Annotated in this window: 14 protein-coding genes and 1 pseudogene; 13 read left to right on the top strand and 2 right to left on the bottom strand. The window is 58.7% G+C overall.

Annotated elements, in window-relative coordinates:
- Positions 1–795: 795 nt before the first annotated feature.
- Together HY298_08200 and HY298_08195 are read left to right on the top strand one after the other, a co-directional pair.
- A complete protein-coding gene (locus HY298_08200; protein MBI3850254.1) occupies positions 796–1326 on the top strand; it encodes an RNA polymerase sigma factor in 531 nt (176 codons plus the stop codon).
- A complete protein-coding gene (locus HY298_08195; GenBank protein MBI3850253.1) occupies positions 1319–2071 on the top strand; it encodes a hypothetical protein in 753 nt (250 codons plus the stop codon). The genes HY298_08200 and HY298_08195 overlap by 8 nt, the downstream gene beginning before the upstream one ends.
- Before the next feature lie 20 nt (positions 2072–2091).
- Here the strand turns inward: HY298_08195 and HY298_08190 are convergent, their stop codons facing one another.
- The gene (locus HY298_08190) at positions 2092–2958 is read right to left on the bottom strand and encodes a prepilin-type N-terminal cleavage/methylation domain-containing protein (protein MBI3850252.1); all 867 of its coding nucleotides are present in this window, start codon (positions 2956–2958) and stop codon (positions 2092–2094) included.
- A gap of 564 nt (positions 2959–3522) precedes the next feature.
- On the opposite strand from HY298_08190, the gene HY298_08185 reads away from it, so the two are divergent.
- From HY298_08185 to HY298_08150, 8 genes and pseudogenes are all read left to right on the top strand, one after another.
- Complete coding sequence (locus HY298_08185; GenBank protein ID MBI3850251.1) at positions 3523–4929, top strand: CHRD domain-containing protein; 1407 nt, start codon at positions 3523–3525, stop codon at positions 4927–4929.
- 258 nt (positions 4930–5187) lie between these two features.
- Entirely contained in the window at positions 5188–8106 is a 2919-nt protein-coding gene (locus tag HY298_08180) for a leucine--tRNA ligase (GenBank protein MBI3850250.1), read from the top strand.
- 173 nt (positions 8107–8279) lie between these two features.
- Positions 8280–10886 carry a serine/threonine protein kinase gene (locus HY298_08175; protein MBI3850249.1) on the top strand — a complete coding sequence of 869 codons (2607 nt, stop codon included), beginning with the start codon at positions 8280–8282 and terminating at the stop codon, positions 10884–10886.
- A gap of 255 nt (positions 10887–11141) precedes the next feature.
- Positions 11142–12356 (top strand): exo-alpha-sialidase, encoded by a 1215-nt coding sequence (locus HY298_08170; protein MBI3850248.1) that lies wholly within the window; start codon positions 11142–11144, stop codon positions 12354–12356.
- Between the two features lie 84 nt (positions 12357–12440).
- Positions 12441–13262, top strand: a pseudogene (locus tag HY298_08165) (leucine-rich repeat domain-containing protein).
- 72 nt (positions 13263–13334) lie between these two features.
- Positions 13335–14636: a leucine-rich repeat domain-containing protein gene (locus HY298_08160; GenBank protein MBI3850247.1), complete on the top strand. Its 1302-nt coding sequence runs from the start codon at positions 13335–13337 to the stop codon at positions 14634–14636.
- 400 nt (positions 14637–15036) lie between these two features.
- Positions 15037–17304 (top strand): FG-GAP repeat protein, encoded by a 2268-nt coding sequence (locus HY298_08155; protein MBI3850246.1) that lies wholly within the window; start codon positions 15037–15039, stop codon positions 17302–17304.
- Between the two features lie 160 nt (positions 17305–17464).
- Complete coding sequence (locus HY298_08150) at positions 17465–18022, top strand: sigma-70 family RNA polymerase sigma factor (protein ID MBI3850245.1); 558 nt, start codon at positions 17465–17467, stop codon at positions 18020–18022.
- 83 nt (positions 18023–18105) lie between these two features.
- On the opposite strand, the gene HY298_08145 is transcribed toward HY298_08150, so the two are convergent.
- Positions 18106–21219, bottom strand: coding sequence for a hypothetical protein (locus HY298_08145; GenBank protein MBI3850244.1), 3114 nt, complete (start codon positions 21217–21219; stop codon positions 18106–18108).
- A gap of 218 nt (positions 21220–21437) precedes the next feature.
- On the opposite strand from HY298_08145, the gene HY298_08140 reads away from it, so the two are divergent.
- The 3 genes from HY298_08140 to HY298_08130 are packed head-to-tail and all read left to right on the top strand — an operon-like array spanning position 21438 to position 24851.
- On the top strand, positions 21438–21890 hold the full coding sequence (locus tag HY298_08140; GenBank protein MBI3850243.1) for a hypothetical protein: 453 nt from the start codon (positions 21438–21440) through the stop codon (positions 21888–21890).
- 53 nt (positions 21891–21943) lie between these two features.
- A complete protein-coding gene (locus HY298_08135; protein MBI3850242.1) occupies positions 21944–24514 on the top strand; it encodes an insulinase family protein in 2571 nt (856 codons plus the stop codon).
- A 52-nt stretch (positions 24515–24566) separates the two neighbouring features.
- Positions 24567–24851: a hypothetical protein gene (locus HY298_08130; protein MBI3850241.1), complete on the top strand. Its 285-nt coding sequence runs from the start codon at positions 24567–24569 to the stop codon at positions 24849–24851.
- The last annotated feature ends 9 nt before the right edge of the window (positions 24852–24860 follow it).

The raw sequence follows: 24860 nt of genomic DNA, 5'->3' as shown, positions 1-24860 counted from the left end.
ATGAAACCAGCGCTCGCGGTGGTCACAAGCAACACGAGCCAGGGCACACAGCGATCCTTGAGATTCATGCGGCGTCTCCCGGTTTAAGTGGGTGCGACGCTGTAGTTCTTGCTCCAGTGGAAGGCAAGAGCCAACTCGGCTCTGGAGGGCGAAGCGTCCCATGAGCAGACGATTTGCAACCCGTAGTCATTTGGATCCGTGCTCTGATAATACCCGGTGAGTTTAGATGTCGGCAATGGAATTTCAAGCCTGCTGCTTTTCGGGAACTGAATTGGGACTCCCGCCGGACGGCGACCTCTCTGCGCTCCGTGGGATGCACCTGAAGTGGCTCAAAGGTTCCGCAACGGCTTGATCCACGAGTGCGCCTGCCATCCGGTGATCCCAATTTGTTTGAGTGCGCCCGTTCCCTCTGCGCGTAGCTGCCGGATCACGGAACCATGTACAGAGCGACTCCGCGCCCGCAAGCCGTTCCCCCTCGCGGCTCGTCGGGCGTGCGTGGAATGAAACGACCGCACGCCGACTCCGCTTCTGTTCGAACACGATCTCACCCACATTGAACGCCTTCTCAATTTCATAACCGAAACAAGAACTACGGCTCGGACGGGAGCACTCCCCCCTAGCCGCCAGTCCATCCTGCTTTGAGATGGTCGCGAAGAAGCTTTAGTTCCCGGGCAGGTCGAAATTTTTGATCTCGTTTGGGCGTCGAGTTGATGGCAGACTGGTTGGGTTGTCCGATTGGGGCAGAGGCGTGGGAACAATTCCGACGTTGATGGCTCTTATCGTTGACGGCCATGTATGGCTGCTGGCTTAAACTTTGAAACTCTCGTGGCGCGCTTTTATGAGTCGCTCTACCAGTTCGCTTTCAGTCTCACGCGGACGGAAGCCGACGCTTGTGATCTGGTTCAACAAACATTTTATGTCTGGGCCACAAAGGGCCATCAACTGCGCGATGAATCAAAAGTGAAGACCTGGTTGTTTACCACCTTGTATCGCGAGTTCCTGGAAACGCGTCGCAAACAGACGCGTTTTCCGCATTACGAGCTCAGTCAGGTGAACGCCGAGTTGCCCACCATCTCGCCGGCGACCGTGAATCAAATGGACTCGACACAAGTGCTCCGCTCACTGGCCCAGACCGACGAAATCTTCCAGGCCCCGCTCGCGTTGTTTTATCTGGAGGATTACTCGTACAAGGAAATTGCCGCGATTCTGGAAGTGCCGCTGGGTACCGTCAAATCAAGGATGGCCCGTGGCATGGCTCAACTGCAACAACTCTTAACCAACGAAGTTGCCCTGACCCGGCGATCGAGAAACGAACCCCGTGAATAATCAGCAAGCCAGAGAAATCCTGATGATTTATCGCCCCGGCATTGACGATGGGGGCGATCCCGACCTGACCGAGGCGTTGGGGCTGGCGCAACGCGACCCGGAATTGAAAAGCTGGTTTGCGACCCATTGCGCTCTCCAGGCGGTCATTCGCGAAAAGCTCAAACAGATTTCCGTTCCCGAAGCTTTGAAGGAGCAAATCCTGGCCGAATGTCCGCCGACGCGCAAAATCATTTGGTGGCAACAGCCGGCTGTGCTCGCGGCTGCCGCTGCCATCGTCCTGTTGATCGGCCTTTCCCTGTTTTGGTCTCAACCTCGCGGACGCGACGGTCTTTCCGTATTTAGCAGCCGGATGGTGCGCACGGTGTTGCGGCCTTACGCGATGACTTTGGAAACGAACGACCTGAATCAAGTCCGGTTGCATCTGGCGGAAAATCTGGCGCCCACCAATTATGTACTGCCCAGGGCGTTACAAGCCACACCTGTGGCAGGCTGCGGGGTTCTTCGATGGCAGGATAAACGTGTCGCCATGATCTGTTTTCTGTCCGGCAAATCGCTTGCCCCCGGCCAGAAGAGCGACCTGTTCCTTTTTGTTGTGGACCGTTCCTCCCTGCCGGACGCGCCGCCCGAAAACCAACCGCGCATCGCCAAGGTCAACCGACTCATGACCGCCAGTTGGAGCTCGGGTGACAAGGTTTATGTTCTGGGCGGATTCGGTGATGAGGATTTTATCCGGAAATACCTCTGAGCGTCAGCACGGCGGTCGTCCTATCGTTCCACGCTCATGTGGTCGGTGACCCAGTCGATGTCGCCCCAGTCGCTCTTGGGTATGGCGATCGGCAACTGGGCCGCGTCCGGGCGGGCGGGGCGTTTCGTGCTGTCGAAGCGCCAGCGATGCGTCTCGGAATGTCCGTCGGCGAACGAAAAGCAACCCGCCCCGTTGTGATAAGAAGCGGGCAGATCAGTCCATTCCCACTTGTAGGCTTGGTTGATGAAGTAACCGTCGTTGATGCTGTCGGGGTGCTCATCCAGAAACACAAAAATCTGCGCCGCCTGCGGGATCGACGATAGCGTGAAGAACTGCTCGTAATCGGGGTTGTTCTGATTCACGCCTGATGGCGAAAGCTCGCCCGCATTTCCCACCATGGCGTTCATCGAATAGCTCCGCACGCGTCCTCTCCACCCCGCCGCCCGCTGAATATCACTGAGAACATTGTCAGACGGACACCGGTAAATGCCGACCACCTTGTTGGCGTACGGTCCCAAACTCGCGTCCGCAATCAAGGCGGCATTGGTGTTGTCCGCATCCAACTCCCAACTCATGATGTCATTCACCCAGTTCAAATTGTTCTTTTCGGCAACCGTTTTGCGGGCGACGTCGCCGCCGAGGTTGTAGGGGAGCTGGTCGTTGTGATCATCGGCGTAAATCAACCATGCCAGCGTGAGTTGCTTCGTGTTGTTGAGACAGAAGATGGCGTGCGCTTTGGCTTTTGACCGGGACAAGGCCGGCATCAACAACGCCGCCAGGATGCCAATCACCGCCACCACCACCAGGAGTTCAACCAGCGTAAAACCCCGCCGGCCAAGACGCTCCGCCGTGTCAATCGTCGTTTGCGCTCTGATTGCTGTCTTCATGTGGCCCGGTCACTCTCGGTTTGCTGTCGTGTCGAATGGGTCATGCTTACTCTTTATTTAAGCGCCGACGGTGCGGATGTCAAAGATTAGCCCAACATCCCCGGCCCTATTCAAGACTCCTTTTTAACAACAAACCGCACGTCGGCCCACAGAAATATTACCAGGGTGAAAAGACCTTGCGCCACCTTCAAGTCAAGGCAGTCGGCTGGTTCGGCTTACAGCAAAGCCTGGTATGACGGGAAACGAGTCGGTTCGCTGTTTTCGGTGGCACCGGTGCTGGTCTGAAGGAAATCCGAACGCCCGACTCGGTGAGGGCTCTGACCTCAAAGCCCTGTTTGCGCCGCGCAACGCCCGTCCCAGACCGGAGGTTGCTCACCTCGGTCGCCAGCGGCAATTGGGATTTCGAGTTTCGGATTTGGCTTCGCAGGGTTCGTGGGTTCCACTGGAAACAGCAAACAACCGTTGCCAAAGGCCGGATTTCTTTTCCTGGGAACCTTTCGCTTATTCGCACATCACATTTTCGCAAGAAGCCCAAACTTTGAACCAAAATAACTGGAGAAAGAAATGAACATAATATCGTTGTGTACGCGCCTTCAAGGTCGCCCAAGGATCAAGTCTGCCACGGGCGGGAGAAACCCGTTCAGCCACGCCAGCGCACTTGCTCTCGGTCTGACGGCCGCTTTGCTGTTACGGGAAGCGGCGACCGCACAAACCTTTACCAATGTCACGGACAAAGGACTCGCTGCAGCTATCAATTGGGACGGCGGCAATGCACCATATCTGTTGCAGAAAAAAACGAGCCTGACCGACTCCAACTGGGTCAATGTGCTCACCACTCTCAGCAGCAACACCGCCATCGCCAAGGACACCCAAGCTGGTTTCTTCCGTCTGCAAAACCAGGTGACCAACACGGTGGTGGCGTTTACGGCATATATGGATGGCGCATCCGAAGTTCCCGCAGTCGTCACCCCGGCGACCGCGATCGGCACCCTGGCGCTCGAAGGCAGCAACCTGACCTATAATGTCAACTTTTCGGGATTATCTGCGCCCGCCACCGCGGCGCACATTCACGGTTTGGCCAGTCCCACCAATACCGCCGGCGTTTTAATCCCACTGACCGTCCCCGCGGCAACCGAAGGCACTATCGCTGGGACGAAGCTGCTGACAACAGACCAGATCGCCGCCATCGTCAATGGAATGACGTACCTTAATATTCACAACACCAACAACCCGGGTGGAGAAATTCGCGGCCAGATCGTGCCGCTCCACACCACCGTCACTCTGAATGGCGCGTCTGAAGTCCCGCCGGTGACCACCAGCGCCACCGGGAGCGGTTCGCTGACGTTCATCGGCAGCCAGTTGCTTTACGACATCAGCTACTCCGGGCTGGCCGGGCCGGCAACCGCCGCCCATATCCACGGTCCCGCCGACACTACTCAATCGACGAATGTGCTGGTTCCACTCAGCACGCCAAGCGGCCCTTCCGGAACAATTTCAGGATCTCTATCCCTGACGCCCACTCAGTTGAACCACCTTCTGCGTGGCGTGACGTACATCAACATCCACAACACCAATTACCCCGGCGGCGAAATCCGCGGTCAGATCTACCCGTTCCAGCTTGGCGTGAACATGAACGGGGCTTCCGAGGCCCCAACTCCCACGGTAACTCCGGGCACGGGATCGGGCTTGATGAACCTCGTGAACAGCGTCCTGACCTACAACATCAGCTATACGAACCTTCTGTCCGCCGCAACCGCCTTTCACATTCATGGACCTGCTGATACCACTCACGCAGCGGGTGTGCTTTTCGCGTTGAGCGGTACGTCTGGCACTTCGGGCACACTGTCCGGCACGCAGGCTTTGACCGTGCAGCAATTGTTCTATTTGGTTTCGGGCCTGACCTACGCCAACATCCATACAACCAATTACCCTGGCGGTGAAATCCGCGGCCAGAACTTGCCACTCAACTAAGGCGACCGAAGATACTTCTAACGAACGCGGGCGCGGAGTAACCCAGAGAGCATTTGCTCTTCTCCGCGCCCCGCAGCGGCCACCGATGTTCTGCGCAATTGAAAAGGACAATCCGATCTCAGCGAACTCCGTCGCTCACCAATCACCAGTTACGATTCACTTTTCTCTGATTGTAACTTCGCCCCGTCACGTTGATTCCCCGCGATGGTGAATTCTGCCATTGCCCTGCCTCTCCGGTTTCCGCAATATCCCGCGCTTATGTCATCGGGTCGCCGACAATATCCGTTTCATTTGATTGAGCCGAAATGGCAAACCGTCTGGGACGAGCAACAAGCTTTCCGCGCCTTCAATCCGGGCGATGAAATCCCCGCGTCGCATCCATTCGCGCAGCGTCACAAGTTGCAAGGCAAAGTCGATGCGACGCAACTCCCGCCCAAGTTTTACATCCTCGACATGTTTCCCTACCCCAGCGGCGCCGGATTGCACGTCGGCCATCCGGAAGGCTACACCGCCACGGACATCCTCTCGCGCTACAAACGCGCCTGCGGCCTGCACGTGTTGCATCCGATGGGCTGGGACGCCTTCGGCCTGCCCGCCGAGCAATACGCCATCAAGACCGGCCAGCATCCGCGCCAGACCACCGAGGAAAACATTGCCACCTTCAAGCGCCAGATCCAAAGCCTCGGCTTCAGCTACGACTGGACGCGCGAACTGGCCACGACCGACCCGGATTATTTCAAGTGGACGCAGTGGATTTTTCTCAAGCTCTACAACTCGTGGTTCAATCCGAAAACCAGGAAGGCAGAACCTATTGAAACGTTGGTTCAACAGTTGCCCACTTTTTCTGAACCTGAGGACAATTCAAAACATTCGGGACAGTTTGACGAAGAAGTGAGGCGATTGGAGTTGAAAGCGGTAAAGATGCGCCGTGATGTTATTAATTCTCACCGTCTCGCCTACGTGACCGACGCGCCGGTGTGGTGGTGTCCTGCGCTCGGCACGGTGCTGGCCAACGAAGAAGTCGTGGACGGCAAGAGCGAAGTCGGTGGCCATCCCGTCGTGCGCAAACCGATGCGCCAATGGATGCTCCGCATCACCGCCTACGCCGAGCGTTTGCTGACCGACCTCGATACAATTGACTGGAGCGATTCGCTCAAGGAAATGCAGCGGAACTGGATTGGGCGGAGCGAAGGCGCGGAGGTGCTGTTTGACACGTTCGGCTGGGCATTTCATGGGTCGCAGCAAAGCAAACAAATACGAGTGTTCACGACGCGGCCAGACACTTTGTTCGGTGCCACCTACGTCGTATTGGCGCCAGAGCACCCTCTCATCGAGGAATGGCTTAAGGTTGGCGTCGGCCCAATGGAGTGGCCTCTAGGAATTCCACGAGAATGGACAGGTACGTACAAGGACCCTCATGACGCGATCACGCTCTATCGCTGGACGGCCTCGGTCAAAAGCGACTTGGAACGCACTGAACTGGCGAAGGAAAAAACCGGCGTATTCACCGGCGCTTACGCCATCAATCCTGTAAGCGGCGAGAAGATTCCCATTTGGATAGCCGACTACGTTCTCGCCAGCTACGGCACAGGCGCAATCATGGCTGTGCCCGCGCATGACACTCGCGACTTCGAGTTCGCCACGCAATTCAATTTGCCCATCGTCCAAGTTGTTCAGCCGCCCGATCCCAAAACAGATTGGCGCGGCTTCGTTGACGACGGCACTTCGGTAAACTCGACCGGCCCGGAAATCTCCATCACCGGCCTTCCCACCGCCGAAGCCAAAAAGAAAATCACCGACTGGCTCGAAGCGAAAGGCCTCGGCAAACGCACCATCAACTACAAACTCCGCGATTGGCTCTTCAGCCGGCAGCGTTACTGGGGCGAGCCGTTCCCGATTGTCTGGAAGCGCGATGCGAGCGGGAATCTTTATCACGAGGCATTGCCGGAATCCGCGTTGCCCGTACTGCCGCCGTCGCTCACGGACTACAAACCCACCGCCACCGGCGAACCGCCACTCGCCCGCGCGAAGGATTGGGTGAATCTGCCGGACGGCTCGACGCGCGAGACCAACACCATGCCCCAATGGGCCGGCTCATGCTGGTATTATCTCCGCTACCTCGACACGAAGAATGCGCAGTCGTTTGTCGGCAAGGAAGCCGAGAATTATTGGATGGGCGCTTCCGAACTCTCAACTCTCAACTCTCAACTCTCAACTAAATCAACGACGCCAGGAGTTGATTTATATGTGGGCGGCACCGAGCACGCGGTGTTGCACCTGCTTTACGCCCGCTTTTGGCACAAGGTCTTGTTCGACCTCGGCCACGTCTCGACGCCCGAGCCGTTTTTCAAACTCGTCAACCAGGGCCTTATCCTCGGCGAAGACGGCCAAAAGATGGCCAAGTCGCGCGGCAACGTCGTGAATCCCGACGACATGGTGGCGGAATTCGGCGCGGACGCGTTCCGGCTTTACGAAATGTTCATGGGCCCGCTCCAAGACACCAAACCGTGGAGCACCATGGGCGTCGCCGGCGTTTACAAGTTCCTCGGTCGCGTCTGGCGCTTGTTCGTGGACGAGCAAAGCGAGACGGAGTTCGAACAGGCGGAAACGGAGGCAAATACCCAAGCACCGCAAACACCCAAAGAACTGCTGCACCTGATCAAGTTGAGTCCGGCGATTCGCGATATTGCGCCCACGCCCGCACAGTTGAAGACGCTGCACGCCTGCATCAAGAAGGTCACCGAAGACCTCGATGGAATGCGCTTCAACACCGCCATCTCCGCCATGATGGTGTTCGTGAACGAAGCGATGACGTGGGAGATAAAACCTGTTTCCGTTCTCCGGACTTTTTTGCAGTTGCTCGCGCCGTTTGCGCCGCATCTTACAGAAGAACTGTGGTCGAGACTCTCAACTCTCAACTCTCAACCCTCAACCAGTCTTGCCTACGCCTCCTGGCCCAAATTCGATCCGGCGTTGCTGGTCGAAGACACTTTGGAGATTCCCGTGCAAGTCAACGGCAAGCTCCGCGACGTGATCAAAGTCCCCGCCGACGCCGACAATGCCACACTCGAATCCTCCGCCCTCGCATCCGAGAAAGTGCAACAATTCATTGTCGGCAAAACGATCAAGAAAATCATCGTCGTGCCGAAGAAGTTGGTGAACATCGCCGTGGCGTAGCGGCCCGTTGGAGTTCAAGCTTCAGCTTGTCGGCTCGCGCCGGGTTGGTGGAACAAGCTAAAGCTTCAACTCCAACTCTTCTTCGCTCCAATCTGGAGATCGGTGCTCCTCCAAATTCTTCGTCCTTTCGACTTCTCTTTTTCGCATTAAGTGATAGACAGTTGAATGTCACCATGAGCGAGCAGCCCAATCCTGAAGTGGCCATTCTGAACGCCGCCTTGGAGTTCCACCCGGTGGAGCGCGCGGCCTATCTGGATCAAGCCTGCGCGGGCGACCCGGCGTTGCGCCAGCAGGTTGATGCCCTGCTCCAAGCTCACGAGCAAGCGGACAGTTTCCTGGAAGTCTCGCCGGCAGGCTTCGATTTCAAACGAACCGCCAACATTCCGCTCACCGAAAAGCCTGGCGACAAAATTGGGCGCTACAAATTGCTCCAGCAAATCGGCGAAGGCGGATGCGGCGTGGTTTACATGGCCGAACAGGAAGAACCGGTCCGCCGCCGCGTGGCGCTCAAGGTCATCAAGCTTGGCATGGACACCAAGCAAGTCATCGCCCGCTTCGAGGTCGAGCGGCAGGCACTGGCGCTCATGGACCATCCGAACATCGCCAAGGTTTTCGATGCCGGATCAACCGAGCGCCCCCGCACCCGTCCTGCGGACACCCTCGCCCCCACTGGGGGAGAGGGACGGGGTGAGGGGGACGCCATCTCTCAACTTTCAACTCTCAACTCTCCACTTCCCCTCGGCCGCCCCTACTTTGTCATGGAACTGGTGCGCGGCATCAAGATCACCGAGTTCTGCGACGAGAACCAGCTTTCCACCGCGGACCGCCTCAAGCTCTTCATCCAGGTTTGTCAGGCCATCCAGCACGCGCACCAGAAGGGCGTCATTCACCGCGACATCAAGCCCTCGAACATCCTCGTCACCGTCAACGACGGCGTGCCCGTGCCCAAGGTGATTGACTTCGGCATCGCCAAGGCCACGCAGGGGCGGCTGACCGACCACACGCTCTTCACCGCGTTCGAGCAATTCATCGGCACACCGGCTTACATGAGTCCCGAGCAAGCGGTGATGACCAGTCTGGACATTGACACGCGCAGCGACATCTACAGCCTGGGCGTGCTGCTCTACGAACTGCTCACGGGCCGCACGCCATTCGATCAGAAGGAACTGCTCGCCGCCGGTCTGGACGAAATGCGCCGCACCATTCGCGAGAAAGAGCCACCAAAGCCCTCCACGGTAGTTGAGAGGTTAAGCAAGTTGAGAGTTGAGCGGGGCGAAGCCCCCGCCTCTACGCTCAACTCTCAACTCAAATCTCTCTCAACTGATTTGGATTGGATCGCGATGAAGTGCCTGGAGAAGGACCGCACGCGTCGTTACGAAACAGCCAACGGCTTGGCGCGTGACATCGAGCGTCATCTGAACAACGAACCCGTCGTGGCCCGGCCGCCGAGCGCGGCCTACCGTTTCCAGAAACTCGTTCGCCGCAACAAAATCGCCGTCGCCGCCACGAGCGCGGTGGCGGCCGCGTTGATCTTTGGCCTCGGCGTCTCGACCTGGCTGTTCCTCAAAGAGCGCTTCGAACATCAACACGCGCTGGCCGAAGCCGCCAAGAGCAAACAAGTCGCCGAGTTTCTCAAAGACATGCTGAAAGGGATTGGCCCCTCGGTGGCTTTGGGGCGCGACACGACGATGCTGCGCGAGATCCTGGACAAGACGGCCGAGCGGGTGGGCAGGGACCTCACCAACCAGCCGGAGGTCGAAGCGGAGTTACGAAGCACGATCGGCGGAGTTTACTATCAGCTTGCCGAGTATGATAAGGCCGAAGCGATGGACCGCGCGGCGCTGGCGATACGCAGGAAAGTGCTCGGCAACATGCACACAGCGGTGGCCGATTCGCTAGAGGCCCTGGGTTACGTGCTTTGGGACCAAATGAAGCTGACTGAAGCCGAAGCTCTGCATCGCGAGGCGTTGACGATACGGAAGAAATTGTTGGGTAACGATCATCCCGCGATAGCTAGTTCGCTCACCGGTTTAGCCGACGTGTTTCTTAGGAACGGCAAACCGGCTGAAGCCGAACCCATGTACCGTGAGGCACTCGCAATGCGACGCAGGTGGTTCGGTAATGAGCATGTACTGACCGCCCTCTCAGTTCACAATCTTGCTGACGGACTCAGTGCCCAAGGCAAACTGTCTGAAGCCGAAACTTGTTATCGCGACGCGCTGGCGATGGGGAGGAGGTTGCGGGGCAATGACAGCCCTTACACAAGCGGCTCGCTGAATAACTTGGGCGATGTGCTTCGAAAAGAAGGTAAGCTGACCGAGGCCGAAAGCGCGTACCGCGAAGCGCTGACGAGCGAGAGAAAAGTGCTGGGCGACGAACATCCTAACACGGTTGAAACGCTGCAAAAATTGGCCGAGGTGCTCTGTCAGCAAGGAAAGATGTTTGAAGCCGAACCGCTGGCCCGCGAGTGCCTGGCCATCTGCGAAAGGAAACTTCCCAACGACTGGCAGACGTTCAACGCCCGGAGCCTGCTCGGTGGCAGCCTGCTGGGTCAGAAAAAAATCGCTGAAGCCGAGCCGCTGCTGCTCTCGGGTTACGAAGGAATGAAAATGCGGGAGGGCCAGGACCCCATCATTACCAAAGCGCGTCTCAAGGAAACTGTTCAACGTCTGGTGCAGCTTTACGAAGTCACGGGCCGGGCTGATCAAGCCGCCGAATGGAAGCAAAAGCTGGCCGGGTTTGATAAAACCGAAGCCGGGAAAAAGACCGGCGGTCCGTAGGGCCGCGCCCCGCTCAAAAAGTAGCCGCCGACGTGTGGAGGCGGCGAGAGCGCAGTGGATTGCCCAGGAAATCCGCCTCCTCACGTCGGCGGCTGCGCGGCTTGAGACTTCTTTAATTGCCTGCTGACGCTTGCAATCCACCGTTTTCCCCGCTTGACGCTTCAACGATCCACCGCCCGCCAAACTTTCTTTGCCCTTTTCGCTCCTGAACTTCGCATTACTTGATGAAGCCAAATCAACACATCAAACAAAACCATGAAAACACTCCTCTCCACGCGGCTGGCCCTGGCGGGCACGCTCGCTTTATTCACCCACACCACCCTTGCCCAAACCTGGCAGACGGTGGATGACTTCCAATATGTTGCCGACAAAAACGCGCAGGCCAACGCCATAGCGGTGGATGCTCAAGGCAACATTTATGTCGCGGGCATGGGCTATAATGGCTTGGTTGGCTATCGAGTCGCGATCGTGCGACGCAGCAGCGACCAGGGCGCAACTTGGACCACCATCGAGGATTACGTTAACCCCAATCCCACCAACCACTCCGTCGTATACACCGCCATCGGCCTTGACCCGGCGCAAAATCTCTACGCGGTGGGCATGACTGGCCTCGGCTCCCAGGATAGCAGCCGATTGATTGTGCGCAAGAGTGCCGATGGCGGAGCGACCTGGGGCACCGCCCTGGATGTCGCCATCCCGTACATTGTTGGCGGGCTCGCGAACGCCGGGACTCCTGGATTTGCGGCGGATGCTTCGGGTGCCATTTATGTGAGCGTGAGGCTGCCCGGCCACTCGACCATCCTGAAGAGCAGCGACGCCGGAGCAACCTGGATCGCCTGGAATGAGAATGGGGGCGTGCGGGGCATCCTGGGTGCCTCGGCAGGACTCTTCACCGCCGATTCCGAGGAGGGCGCGTGGGGCGTGGTTAAAAAGAGCCTCAACGGCGGAGCGACGTGGACGACCGTGGACAGCTACTCGCCGCCCGGCTTCAGTGGCGGCAACGTGGAGGCCCTTTGCGCCGACTGGACTGGCAACCTCTACGTCGGGGGATTTGCCAATATCACCGTCACGACCGGCAAAGGCAGGAACGCCATCAGCACCACCACTTACAACTGGGTCGTCCGCAAGGGGACCAATGGCGGCACCCGATGGACCACGCTGCCGATCATTCCGATGGACGCCACGCTCACGGGAGGCTGGCTTTACGGACTCGACGCTGACCCCGCGGGCAACCTCTATGCCGTGGGCCGCGTGACCGACATCTTGGGCTATCCCCGTTGGATCGTCGAGAAAGGCACGAACCAAGGCGCGACTTGGGCCATGGTGGAGGATTTCGGCCCTTGGCATTCCGGGTTCGCGATGGCGGTCGCGTGCGATGCCGCCGGCTGCGTGTATGTCTGCGGAGGGGCATTCTTCCCGTCCACCTCGCCGTCGTCTCATTGGATCGTCCGCAAGCAAGTCGGGCCGTGAGCGAATCAAACGCGACCTGCCTTGGCGGAAGCTTCTCCAAGGCAAGCGGCCAGAGGACCGAAAAATCAATCAACGAAAGAAAGTATGAACAACCGGAATCGCATGGTATCAGCCCTCGCAATGGTTGCGCTGGCCGCGCCCACTCCGACCGAATCGGGCCGCCCGCAAAAGTTCGCCTCCCGCGACGCTGTACTTGTCTGGCTGCGTTTAAGGACCGGCGGCGCCATCAGACTGCTGGCCGTGCTGTCACTGTTGACGCTGCCCGCCGTGGTGAAAGCCCAATACAGTTACGAAACCAATAACGGCGCGATCACCATCACGTACCCCTCCTGTCTCGCCGGGGTGGTAACCATTCCCAGCACGATCACTGGCCTGCCCGTCACCAGCATCGGGGGCGGGGCGTTCGATTCCTGCAGCAGCCTGAACAGCGTCACGATCCCCAACAGCGTCACCAACATCGGGGACTCTGCGTTCTATTTCTGCAGCTACCTGACCAGCGTCACGATCGGCACCAACGTCACCAGCATCGGGGGCGGGGCGTTCTATCACTGCGGCCTGACCAGGGTAACGATCCCCAACAGCGTCACCAGCATCGAGAATGTTACCTTCGGTTTCTGCAACCTCCTAACCAACGTCACGATCGGCAACAGCGTCACCAGCATTGGGCAAGATGCGTTCGTATCCTGCAACCTGACCAGCGCCACCATCCCCAACAGCGTCACCAACATCGGGAACTCTGCGTTCTTATACTGCTACGCCCTGACCAGCGTCACGATAGGCACCAACGTCACCAGCATCGGGGATTCTGCGTTCGCTTACTGCCGCCTGACCAGCGTCACAATCCCCAACAGCGTCACCAACGTCGGGGAGGGGACGTTCTCTAGTTGCCCTAGCCTGACGGCAATCACGGTGGGTGCAGCCAATTCAGCCTATACCAGTGTGGATGGGGTCTTGTTCGACAAAAGCCAGACCACGCTCATCCAATACCCGGCGGGCAAAGCCGGAAGTGACTACACGATCCCCAACAGCGTCACCAGCATCGGAGGCCAAGCGTTCTCTGGCTGCAGCGGCCTGACCAGCGTCACGATCCCCAGCAGCGTTACCAGCATCGGGCAAGGGGCGTTCCGTGACTGCACCAGCCTGACCAACGTTACGATCCCCAACGGCGTCACCAACATCGGGGGCGGGGTGTTCGGTGGCTGCAGGAGCCTGACCAGCATCACGATCCCCAACAGCGTCACCAGCATCGGGGGCGGGGCGTTCGTTGGCTGCACCAACCTGACCAACGTCACGATCCCCGACAGCGTCACCAGCATCGGAGACCAGGCTTTCATGGCCTGCACCAGCCTGATCAGCGTCACAATCGGCAACAGCGTCACCAGCATCGGGAACAATGCGTTCCAACAATGCAGCAGCCTGACCAGCGTCACGATCCCCGACAGCGTCACCAACATGGGAAACGTTGCGTTCGCTTGGTGCAGCAGCCTGACCAGCGTCACGATCGGCAATGGCGTCACCAGCATTGGGGGACAAGCGTTCTATAGCTGCACCAGCCTGATCAGCGTCACGATCGGCAATAGTGTCACCAGCATCGGGTACTATGCGTTCCAAAACTGCACCAGCCTGACCAGCGTCACGATCCCCGACAGCGTTACGAGCATTGGGAACTATGCGTTCTATTACTGCACCAGCTTGACCAGCGCTACGATAGGCACTGGCGTCACCAACATCGGGGACTACATGTTCGAAGGATGCACTAGCCTGATCAGTGTCACAATCCCCAACAGCGTCACCAGTATCGGGGACGTGGCGTTCGCAGACTGCACCAGCCTGGCCAGTGTCACAATCCCAAACAGCGTCACCAGTATCGGGGACGTGGCGTTCGCTGGCTGCACCAGCCTGACAGGAGTCTATTTCCAAGGTAACTCCCCCAACCTTGGTTCGTCTGTGTTCAACGGTACCGACAATGCGACCGTCTATTACTTGCCGGGAACCACGGGTTGGGACTCGACGTTTGGCGGCATTCCGACCGCGCTATGGTTGCTTCCGTACCCGCTGATACTAACCAGCGGTCCCAGCTTTGGCGTGAAGACAAACGTGTTCGGTTTCATCATCTCCTGGGCAGCGAACATCGACGTGGTGGTGGAAGCCTGCACGAACCTGGCCAATCCCATCTGGTCTCCGGTGGGCACCAACACCCTCACGGACGGCTGGTCCTATTTCAGCGATCCCCAGTGGAAGAATTATCACGCCCGTTTCTACCGCCTCCGCTCACCGTAAACGAAATATGAACACAAAACTGTCTGCTCCGTTGGTCGGCGCCGCGCTGCTGGTGGCGACGCTCCTTTCACCAACGGTCTGGGCCGCGCCCACTCAATCGGGTCGCCCGCAAAAGCTCGCCTCGCCCGACGCCGTGCCGGAGGGTCTGAGCGCGCCGGAGTGGTCCAGCATCCGCCAGCAATATGAGCAGCAGCGCCACGCCGCCTTCGCCGTGGACGGCGGGTATCAGGCGCGCAATCCCGGCCAGCAATGGCAGACCCGCTTTGATGGCCGTGGGTTCATTGTTCAGCCTGAGCCTCGTAGCAGCCGACGTGAGGAGGCTCACTCTGAAAAATCCGAAACCCGAAACCCGAAATCCGAAATTGATCAGAGCCTTCTCACGTCGGCTGCTACGGAGAGCATGGCAACGGGGACCTGGCAATGGGGATTGGAACTCCAGAGCTACGGTTTCGCCGGCAGTGAACGCGCCGTCAGCGGCAATCCCCACGTGAACACGGTCGGCCCACGCGTGACTTACGATTGGGGTGCCACGTTGCAGGAATGGTTCGTGAACGACCGGCACGGCTTGGAACACGGCTTCACCGTGCGCGAGCGACCCGTTCTCCTTGAGGCGCGTAGCAGCGGACGTCAGTCCGCTCATTCTGAAAGGCCGGAAGATCAGAGCCGACTCACGTCGGCTGCTACGGGCGAGGAACTGACTCCCCTCACCTTCACCCTCGCGGTGCGCGGCGGGTTGCGTCCGGAAGTGCAGGCGGACGGACGCGGCGTGCGCTTCGTGGATGCGCAAGGCGCGGCAGCCCTGACCTACTCGGAGTTGACCGTGCGCGATGCCGACGGGCGGAAACTTCCCGCGCACTTCGAGCCAGCACCAGGTAGCAGCGGACGTGAGTCCGCTCATTCTTTCTCGCAGCAAGGTCAGAGCCGACTCACGTCGGCTGCTACGGGCGGATTGATTGAGACGACGGCCGTTCTCCGTCTCGCCATTGACGAACGCGGCGCGCGCTACCCGCTGACCATTGACCCCATCGCCCAGCAAGCCTATCTCAAAGCCTCCAACACCGGTGCGTATGACGACTTCGGCGGTTCGGTTGCGGTGTCGGGCGACACGGTTGTGGTCGGGGCGTATTACGAATCCAGCAACGCCACCGGGGTGGACGGTGATCAGAGCGACAACAGCGCTTATAGTTCCGGCGCGGCCTACGTCTTCGTGCGCAGCGGGACAACTTGGACCCAGCAAGCCTATCTCAAAGCCTCCAATACCGGCCTGCGTGACGGTTTCGGCAGTTCAGTTGCGGTGTCGGGCGACACGGTGGTGGTCGGGGCGCCGGCGGAAGGCAGCAATGCCACTGGGGTGAACGGCGACCAGAGCAACAACAGCGTCTGGTATGCCGGCGCAGCCTATGTCTTCGTGCGCAACGGAACGACCTGGAGCCAGCAGGCCTATCTCAAAGCCTCCACCACCGTCGCGAACAATGTTTTCTACAGGTTCGGTTCATCGGTGTCGGTGTCGGGCGATACAGTGGTGGTTGGGGCACTTGGAGAGGCCAGTAACGCCACCGGGGTGGACGGCGTCGGGAGCAACAACAGCGCGAATAACTCCGGCGCGGCCTACGTCTTCGTGCGCAACGGCACGACCTGGACCCAGCAGGCCTATCTCAAAGCCTCCAACGCGGAGGCGGGTGACCGCTTCGGCATCTCGGTGGCAGTGTCGGGCGACACGGTGGTGATTGGGGCGGATGGGGAAGCCAGCAGCGCCACCGTGGTCAATGGCAACCAGAGCGACAATAACGCGCCGCAATCCGGCGCAGCCTACGTCTTTGTGCGCAATGGAACAACCTGGAGCCAGCAGGCATATCTCAAAGCTTCGAACGCAGAAGGCAATCCCCCTTACGACCCGTACAGTGGTGATCGGTTTGGTGTTTCGGTAGCGGTGTCAGGCGACACGGTGGTGATCGGAGCGAACGGGGAGGACAGCAGCGCCACCGGGGTGAATGGCAACCAGAGCGACAACGGCGCCACAGACTCCGGCGCGGCCTACGTCTTCGTGCGCAGCGGGACCACCTGGACCCAACAGGCGTATCTCAAAGCTTCCAACACCGATGCAGGTGACAACTTCGGCGATCCGGTGTCGGTATCGGGCGACACGGTGGTGATCGGGGCGTATTCGGAGGACAGCAACGCCAGCGGAGTGAACGGCAACCAGAGCGACAACAGCGTCCAAAACTCCGGCGCGGCCTACGTCTTTGTGCGCAACGGGACAACCTGGACCCAGCAGGCGTATCTCAAAGCCTCCAACGGCAGCGGACTGTTCTACGCTGGAGCGGTGTCGGGCGACACGGTGGTGGTCGGGGCTTGGGGTGACTCCAGCAACGCCACCGGGGTCAACGGCGACCAGAGCAACAACAGTGCCTCTGAGTCCGGCGCAGCCTACATCTTCACCGGCTTCGGCCCGCCACCTACGCTCACTCTCGTACCGGACGGTAATAGCGGCTTCTTCATCAACATCGCAGGTCGCTCCAATGTCACCTACCAATTGCAACGCGCCCCCAGCGTGACCGGCCCGTGGTCCGCCCTCGTCACGAACTCCGCGCCCGCCTCCGGCCTCCTCGAATATCACGAAACCTCCCCGCCGCCCGGCGCCGCCTTCTACCGCACGGTGCAACCGTGAAAAAGTTAAGATTGTAGCAGCCGAGGTAACGAGGCTCTGACTTCATTCTGCGTTTCGCATTTCGCACTCCGCATTTTCAGAATGAGCCTTACGTCGGCTGCTACGAGTTCTTTGACTGTTTCGGGTTGTCGCCGATTTTTTCTCCGCTATTCTGGAGCATGTGAGCGACGTAACGCGCATCCTTGAGGCAGCCCAACAAGGCGATCCCACGGCCGCGGATCAATTGCTGCCGCTGGTCTATGAAGAGCTAAGACGCCTGGCCGCGCACAAGATGGCGAACGAAGCGGCGGGACAAACCTTGCAACCCACCGCGCTCGTTCACGAAGCCTGGCTGCGCCTGGTCGGCAACGAAAATCAAAAGTGGGATGGCCGCGCTCACTTCTTCGCCGCCGCCGCCGAGGCCATGCGGCGCATTCTCATCGAACGCGCCCGGCGCAAGCGTGCCATCCGCCACGGCGGCGATCAGCAGCGCGTGGACGTTGCAAAAGTGGATCTCGCGTCTCCAAGCGATGACGACCAGTTGCTCGCCGTCAACGAGGCGCTCGACAAGCTTGCCGCCGAATACAAAGTCGAAGCGGAACTGGTGAAGCTGCGTTACTTCGTCGGCATGACGAACGAGGAAGCAGCGGAAGTGCTCGGCATTTCCCCGCGCACCGCCAAGTATTACTGGACCCACGCCCGTGCCTGGCTGTATCGCGAAATTAGTCGAGAAGGGTAGCCGCTTCATCGAGGCAAGTTAGTCGAGGCGTTGTCGCTGTGGGGGAACACCGAGTCTCGTGACTCACGATTCCGACGAGCGGACTATCGTTGCAAACGGAAGTACCGGCTAAATCCCGTTAGCCCGTTAGTAACCATATTGTTGGAATTGACGACCCCGACGGTATTCGTAACGTTCGTCCAGTTGGGCGATGAAAGGCTGGTGGTTGACTGAAGCGCGAAACCAAGCGCGTTGGTTGGCCAGGAGAGCACAAGGTTGTTTCCAGTGAGTTTAACTTTCAGCAATTGCGGGAGGTTGCAAATGTCGCCATAAACAATCCAGTCGAAGTCCACGGTGGTCGTCGCGTCATACTGCCACGAGCCGCTGCCCCATTCGACATATCCACTGAACGGATTGACCAGCGGTGCCATGCCGTCAAAAGCCAGCTTGCCGTCCCACCACAACATCACTTTCCCGTCTTTCCGCGCCCCGATGTAAACGGTGTGGAATTTCGCGTCCACGGCGCCGAGGTCCATGATCTCGGTATTCGCGCTCACGTAGTTCCAGAGTTTGTAACGTCCATCCACGAGCGTGATGGCGGGCGCCGGCCCCGGAGACATGGATGTCGAGTAGGTGGTCAAACACAACAGGTCCTCTCTGCCCGCGGGACTGTAAGCCGCGAGCCGGAAGCGCGCCCCGACCGCCCATTCGTCCGTGGGAAACGCGCCAACGAACCACTCGTTGACACCTGATCCGGAATTGATCCGCAGTGCCTGGTTTGTTGCTCCGCTGTCCGGGTCGAGAAAATTTACAATGAGAGTCCCTCCGCCCACGCCTCCCTGGTAGGGTTGCCAGGGCGAAGCGGGCAGGCTGGAACCGTCCAGGAATTGCGTCCACGGATGGCACGGATTGTCCACGTCCAGAAAAGTGCCCTTGAGAAGGTAAGCGCCCGGACCTTGCGGCAGTGTCACCTGGCTGCCGGTGCCAAGTGCATAGTTGTAAACGACCGCTCCAGTCAAAGGATTTAGGACCTGGAATGACACCGGCCGCCGCGCTTGCAGCGTGACGCCACCGCCAAGGATTCCCATTGGGAAGCACACAAACTCCTTGCCCTTCGCGCTGCCGATGTTGCGGTCGCAACCGCTGCTGGGGCTGCTCACGTCCGGCCAATACTTGTTCGCCTGCCCGTTGCAAAAAACGGTGAAGGGCGCGCTCGATTCCAAGCCGTCGTTGCGCACCCAACTCGCCAGGTCTGGCGGCAAAATCTGGCGGAGAAACTGATACGCATTGATTCCAGCCGTGTCCTCGAACCGCACTTCGCCGCCCGAGGGTGGACAACAATTCACATAACCGAAAACGCCCGCGCGCGAGTGGTAAACGTAGGCCGGCAGATTCGCAATGTAGGCGAACACCGCCGCGGCGCATAACTTGATGGGATCAGTCTCCGTGCTGACGGACGAGCCGGCGCCGATTGGCTCGTTACTTGTAACCGGTGGCACGCCCGACAAATTGCCCGCGCGATAACAATCCCGTACCGGCAGCCAGCCGCCTTCAATCGTGCCCGTGTCCCGGCTGAAATGCACCGTCGCCAAATCCGCCGCGCTGCCGCTGTAAAGTGAAGCGATGCCGGAATTGCTGGTGTCATCGTTGGACGTGATGGCCACCGGCACAGTCGTGTGGTCGGCGAGGTATTGAGCGAACTCACGCAGGTCGCTGACGCCTTGCGAACCGGGAAAACCATTCTGCCACGCTTCGTTCGCGACTTCGAGGTGAGCTATTTTATGCTCCCGACCGGTGATGTTCGCCAGAATACCGTCGAGGTGAGCCTGTCGCGCAGTTTTGCTCGGCATGACATACTGCGCATCGGCAAAGACGGTAACCTCGGCGCGCAATCCGTTGCCCGACACGAGATCGAGCACGTCGCGAAACTGTTGCCAATAATCGGGCCAACCGGCAACGAAATGCCCGGCGCTGTTGGTGAAACTCACGGGCGCAATCTCCAGCCCATCCCAATTCACCATGCTAAGGATGCGCACGTAGTTGAAACCCTTCGAAGCCAGCAGCGCCAGATCGCTGTTCAATCGGGTGCGGTCGTACTTCGCGCGACGCAGCGCTTGAAAATATGACGCGCCAAGGCCGAGGAACGGCCCGTTGTTGTCACGTAACGATTTCCCGTTGACCTGCACCAGATTCGCTCCATCCGGAACTGCTGTAGTATCGACATGAAACACGCGCCCGTTCCCGCTCCACGGTCCCCAACTGCTCGAATCGCTCAGCCGTACGAAAACAAAGTACGTGGATTGATCTTGGAGCGACCCAGTCCACGCGAAGTTGCGGTCCGAACTGACTTCGCCGGAGTCCCACTCAATGGCGGAGTCAGGATCGTTGGCGCGATTGATCCGCACCTCGTAGAGCGTGTGTGGGTCACCGCTCCATTGAATGAACACCACCGTCGAGTGCACCGTCGCGTCGTTCGTTGGTTGCGTGACCGTCGGCGCGCCGGGCGCGCCGCTCGACAAATTCCACACCTTCACGTTGCCGAAAACGGCGTCAATCGGCGCGCCGAAGTCCGCTGCGCGACGAGGACTGGCCGCGATGCGCACACTGTGCCCCACAGGATTCCAGGTGCCGGGCACTGAAGTCGTCAGCAGCAACGCGCCGTCACGATAAACCTTCAGCACGGCGTTACCCGCGCCGTCCGGTCCCCACTCTTCGCGGAAGTGATAGGTCGTGTTCGGGTCCCACGATAGTTGTGCCGTATCCGGTTCTGTGAAGTTGGGCGAGATTTGCCAAACGACTTCCATCGAGTTCACTCTGCCGGTGTCGAGGCAATCGGTCTTGCGGATGAAATGTTTGAACGGGTCGTCGCGATAGCCGGGCGCGTAATTGATGTCGGCGTTGTTGAATGTGTAATCGTACATGTGGAACAGTTCGACCTTGTCCGCCATGCCTGAGCGGCATTCGTCCGGATACAGACCGCGCACATCAAATTCGGCCGCCCCGTTGGTGATGGTCGGCACGTGCCAATAAATCGTGTCCGTCTGGCCTGTGACTTGCCACCCGTCAGTCACAAACGCTCCACCCGACTGCGTTCCCAATGTGGAGCCTTGAAGCGGATCGTCAAGGACGAGGGCGGCGGGCGAGGTTACGACGCCAATGGCGAGCAGAAGGGCTGGGATCAGCGCGAGTGCAAAGCCTCGGTGCGACTTGTTCGGCATGGAATCAACCTACTTTGAGGCTGGTATGATGGCAAGTTCGTCAGCATTGCCATCGTCCAACGGTTGCGCTAAGCTGCGCCGGTGATTCATTTGACCAGACAAGAGCAGTTGGTGTTGTGCGTCGTGCTCGGCCTTTTGTTGACCGGCTGGGCCGTCAAGGCGTACCGTGCCGCGCATCCGCCAACCTCCATGAATCAATCAGCCAACCCCTGACACTCATGCAAATTCCAACCTTCGAGGAAGTCCTGGAAAAAATTGTCGCCCACGACCCGCGCTACCATCGCGACGCCTACAACTTCTTGCGCGAGGCGCTGGCGTACACACAAAAGAAATCCGGCAAAGTTACAAAGGACAAAATCCAGCATGTGACCGGTCAGGCGTTGCTGGCGGGCATCCGTGAGTTTGCCTTGACCGAATTCGGTCCGATGGCGCTCACCGTCTTCGAAGAATGGGGCGTGCGCACGTGCGAAGATTTCGGTGAAATTGTTTTCAACATGGTGGAGAGCGGGTTGCTGGCCAAGACGGAGACGGACAGCCGCGATGACTTCAAAGGCGGTTACGATTTCAAGGAGGCGTTCCACTTACCTTTCTTGCCGACGGAAAAGAAAGTCGCGCCCAAACTCGACAGCCGACCGGCTCGGATTTCCGACAGCAAACCGACGCAGGCTTGATGGCGTGGCCTAGGAATGTGTTTCGCTTTGCCAACCGGCCCTAGTTTGTTCTTATGATCACCTCTGCCTTGAAAGCCACGGAAAACAAGTCCACCATTCCCGCCACGCCATCCGGCGTGCGCGTCACCACACTCGACAATGGCCTCACCATAATTATCCGCGAAGATCACAGCGCGCCGGTAGTTTCCGCACAAGCCTGGTGCAAAGCCGGCAGCGTCAATGAGGGCAAGTGGCTCGGCGCCGGTATGTCGCACGTGCTCGAACACATGCTCTTCAAGGGCACGACCACACGGCCCGGCAGCCGGATCGACCAGGAAGTGCAGGACGCCGGTGGTTACATGAACGCGTACACTTCATTTGACCGCACGGTTTATCACATCGACGTACCGAACACCGGCGCAAAGGTCGCCATCGATATTTTGTGCGACATCATGCAGCACGCCACCCTGCCCGCCGACGAAATGGCCAAGGAGAAACAAGTCATCCTCCGCGAAATGGACATGAACCAGGACGATCCCGGTCGCCGCTCCAGTCGCCGATTGTTCGAAACCGCTTACACCAAAAGCCCGTATCGGTTCACCGTCATCGGCTACCCAGACATCTACAATGAACTCAAGCCGGATGATATTCTCACTTACTACCGCGAGAAATATGTTCCCAACAATGTTTTCTACATCATCGCCGGCGACATAAAGCCGGACGAGATCGCCGGACAGATCAAGCAGGCTTACGAGAAATCCAAGGCCCGGTCGCTGCCTCCTGCCGTTCTTCCCGCAGAACCGAAACAAACCGCGCCGCGCGAAGTCATCGAAGAAGCGCCCATCGAACTCGGCCACTTTCATTTTAGCTGGCATATTCCAGACATCCGGCATCCCGACATTCCCGCGCTAGACGTGCTGGCCACGTTGCTCGGCAATGGCCGTAGTTCGCGTCTTTACCAGGAAGTGCGCGAGAAGAAAGGCCTCGTCAATTCAGTGGACGCCTGGACTTATAATCCCGGCGACCCCGGCCTGTTTGGCATGAGCGCGCTGGTTGACGCGGACAAATTCAGCGCCGCCCGTGATGCCATGCAGGCGGAATTAGAGAAGATGAAGGCGAAGCCGGTCTCCGCCAAGGAACTTTCCAAAGCCGTCAAGCAATTCACCGCCGGCACACTCGCGACCCGCAAGACCATGACCGGCCAGGCGCAGGACCTCGGTGGCAACTGGCTCGCGGCCAATGATCTGAATTTTTCCGAACGCTATCTCGCGGCTGTGAAACGCCTCACCCCCTCCGATCTTCAACGCGTCGCCCGCGAATATCTTACCGCCGAAAACCGCACGCTCTACGCGCTGTTGCCCACCGGCACCGCGCCCAAGCCAACGGAAGCTGTTGAATCATCCACCGAGAATGCGATTAAAAAGTTCGAACTCTCCAACGGCTTGCGGTTGCTCGTTAAGGAAAATCATCGCCTCCCGTTCGTGGAATTTCGCGCCGTCTTCAAAGGCGGCGTGCTGGCTGAAACACCGGCGAATAATGGCCTGACCCAACTGACCGGCAAGTTGCTCCTCAAGGGCACTAAGACGCGCTCGGCCGAAGACATCGCAACCGAGATCGAAACGCTCGGCGGCAGCATCGACACTTACGGCGGCAACAACAGTTTCGGCGTGAACGCAGAAGTATTGAGCGAGGATTTCGTCATGGGTTTGAAGCTTTTGACGGATGTGCTGCTGAACCCGACGTTTCCCGCGTCTGCCCTCGAACGTGAGCGCCAGATTCAACTGGCCGGCATCAAGGCGCAGCGCGACAATTTGCTTCAAAGCGGGGCCAAGGCGATGCGCCGCGCGCTTTTCGGCCAGGTTAGTTACGGCCTCGATTCACTCGGCACCGAAGAGAGTGTCCAAAAAATCAAGGCCAACGACCTGCGCGCGTTTCACGAAAAGCTGGTCAGACCCAACAACTCCGTGCTCGCCATCTATGGCGACGTGAAAACCTCCGACGTCAAAGTCGCCGTCGAAAAACTTCTCGGCAAATGGAAAAAGGGTGACACCACGTCAGGTGAATCTCCCAAAGCCAAACCGCTCAAAGAAATCAAACGTGTCACCGAAACCCGCGACAAGAAGCAAGCCGTGTTGCTGATCGGATTTACCGGCGCGACCGTCCACGATTCCAACCGTTACGCGCTTGAACTGTTGCAGGAGGCATGCAGCGACCTCGGCTCACGGCTGTTTCTCCGCATCCGGGAGAAGCTTGGACTGGCCTATTACGTCGGCGCGCAGAATTTCCTTGGGCTTGTTCCTGGTTATTTTGCGTTCTACGTCGGCACCGAGCCGGCCAAAGTCAGGCAGGTCGAGCAGGAATTATTAAAGGAGGCGGCGCTATTGCGCGCTGAAGGATTGACGGAGGAAGAACTGAAACGCGCGAAGGCCAAAATCATCGGCCAAAAGAAAATCGCGCGGCAAGACTTGGGCGGCTTCGCCATGACTACCGCGCTGGATGAACTCTACGGGCTGGGCTACGCCCACTGCGACAATGAAGACGCTCATTACGAGGCCGTGACATTAGAGGGCGTGAAGACCGTGGCGAACAAATACTTGAAACCGAAGTCGATGGTGATTTCGGTCGTCAAGCCAGACAAACCTTGACGCCGCAGGGCCGTTTTCATATCTCTTTTTTAACCGTCAGCCTCAAATTATTATGTGCGGAAAATTGTTTTTCTACGCGGGCCTCTGGGTCGCGCTGTTTGTCGTTCAAGGGTGCCAGGTAAATTCCGAACGCGCGATCAAGATGCAATCGCAGTCCGGAAAAATGAACCGCAACACTGATTTTGCCTATTTCGCCCAGTGCAAAACGCAAACACCCGGCGGACACGAAGGCACGTGGAAGGGCGCGCTCTGGCAGAAGAAGGAACAAGCCATGCGGGACGCGCTCGACCACAACACCGCGTTTCCCGGCCATAAGGCGACGGTTGAACATTATTGAAAGAATCAT

The sequence above is a fragment of the Verrucomicrobiota bacterium genome, assembly GCA_016200005.1.
Taxonomy (GTDB): Bacteria; Verrucomicrobiota; Verrucomicrobiia; order Limisphaerales; family PALSA-1396; genus PALSA-1396.
The sequence above is the reverse complement of the archived record's forward strand: the minus strand, read 5'-3'. Positions and strand labels throughout refer to the sequence as shown.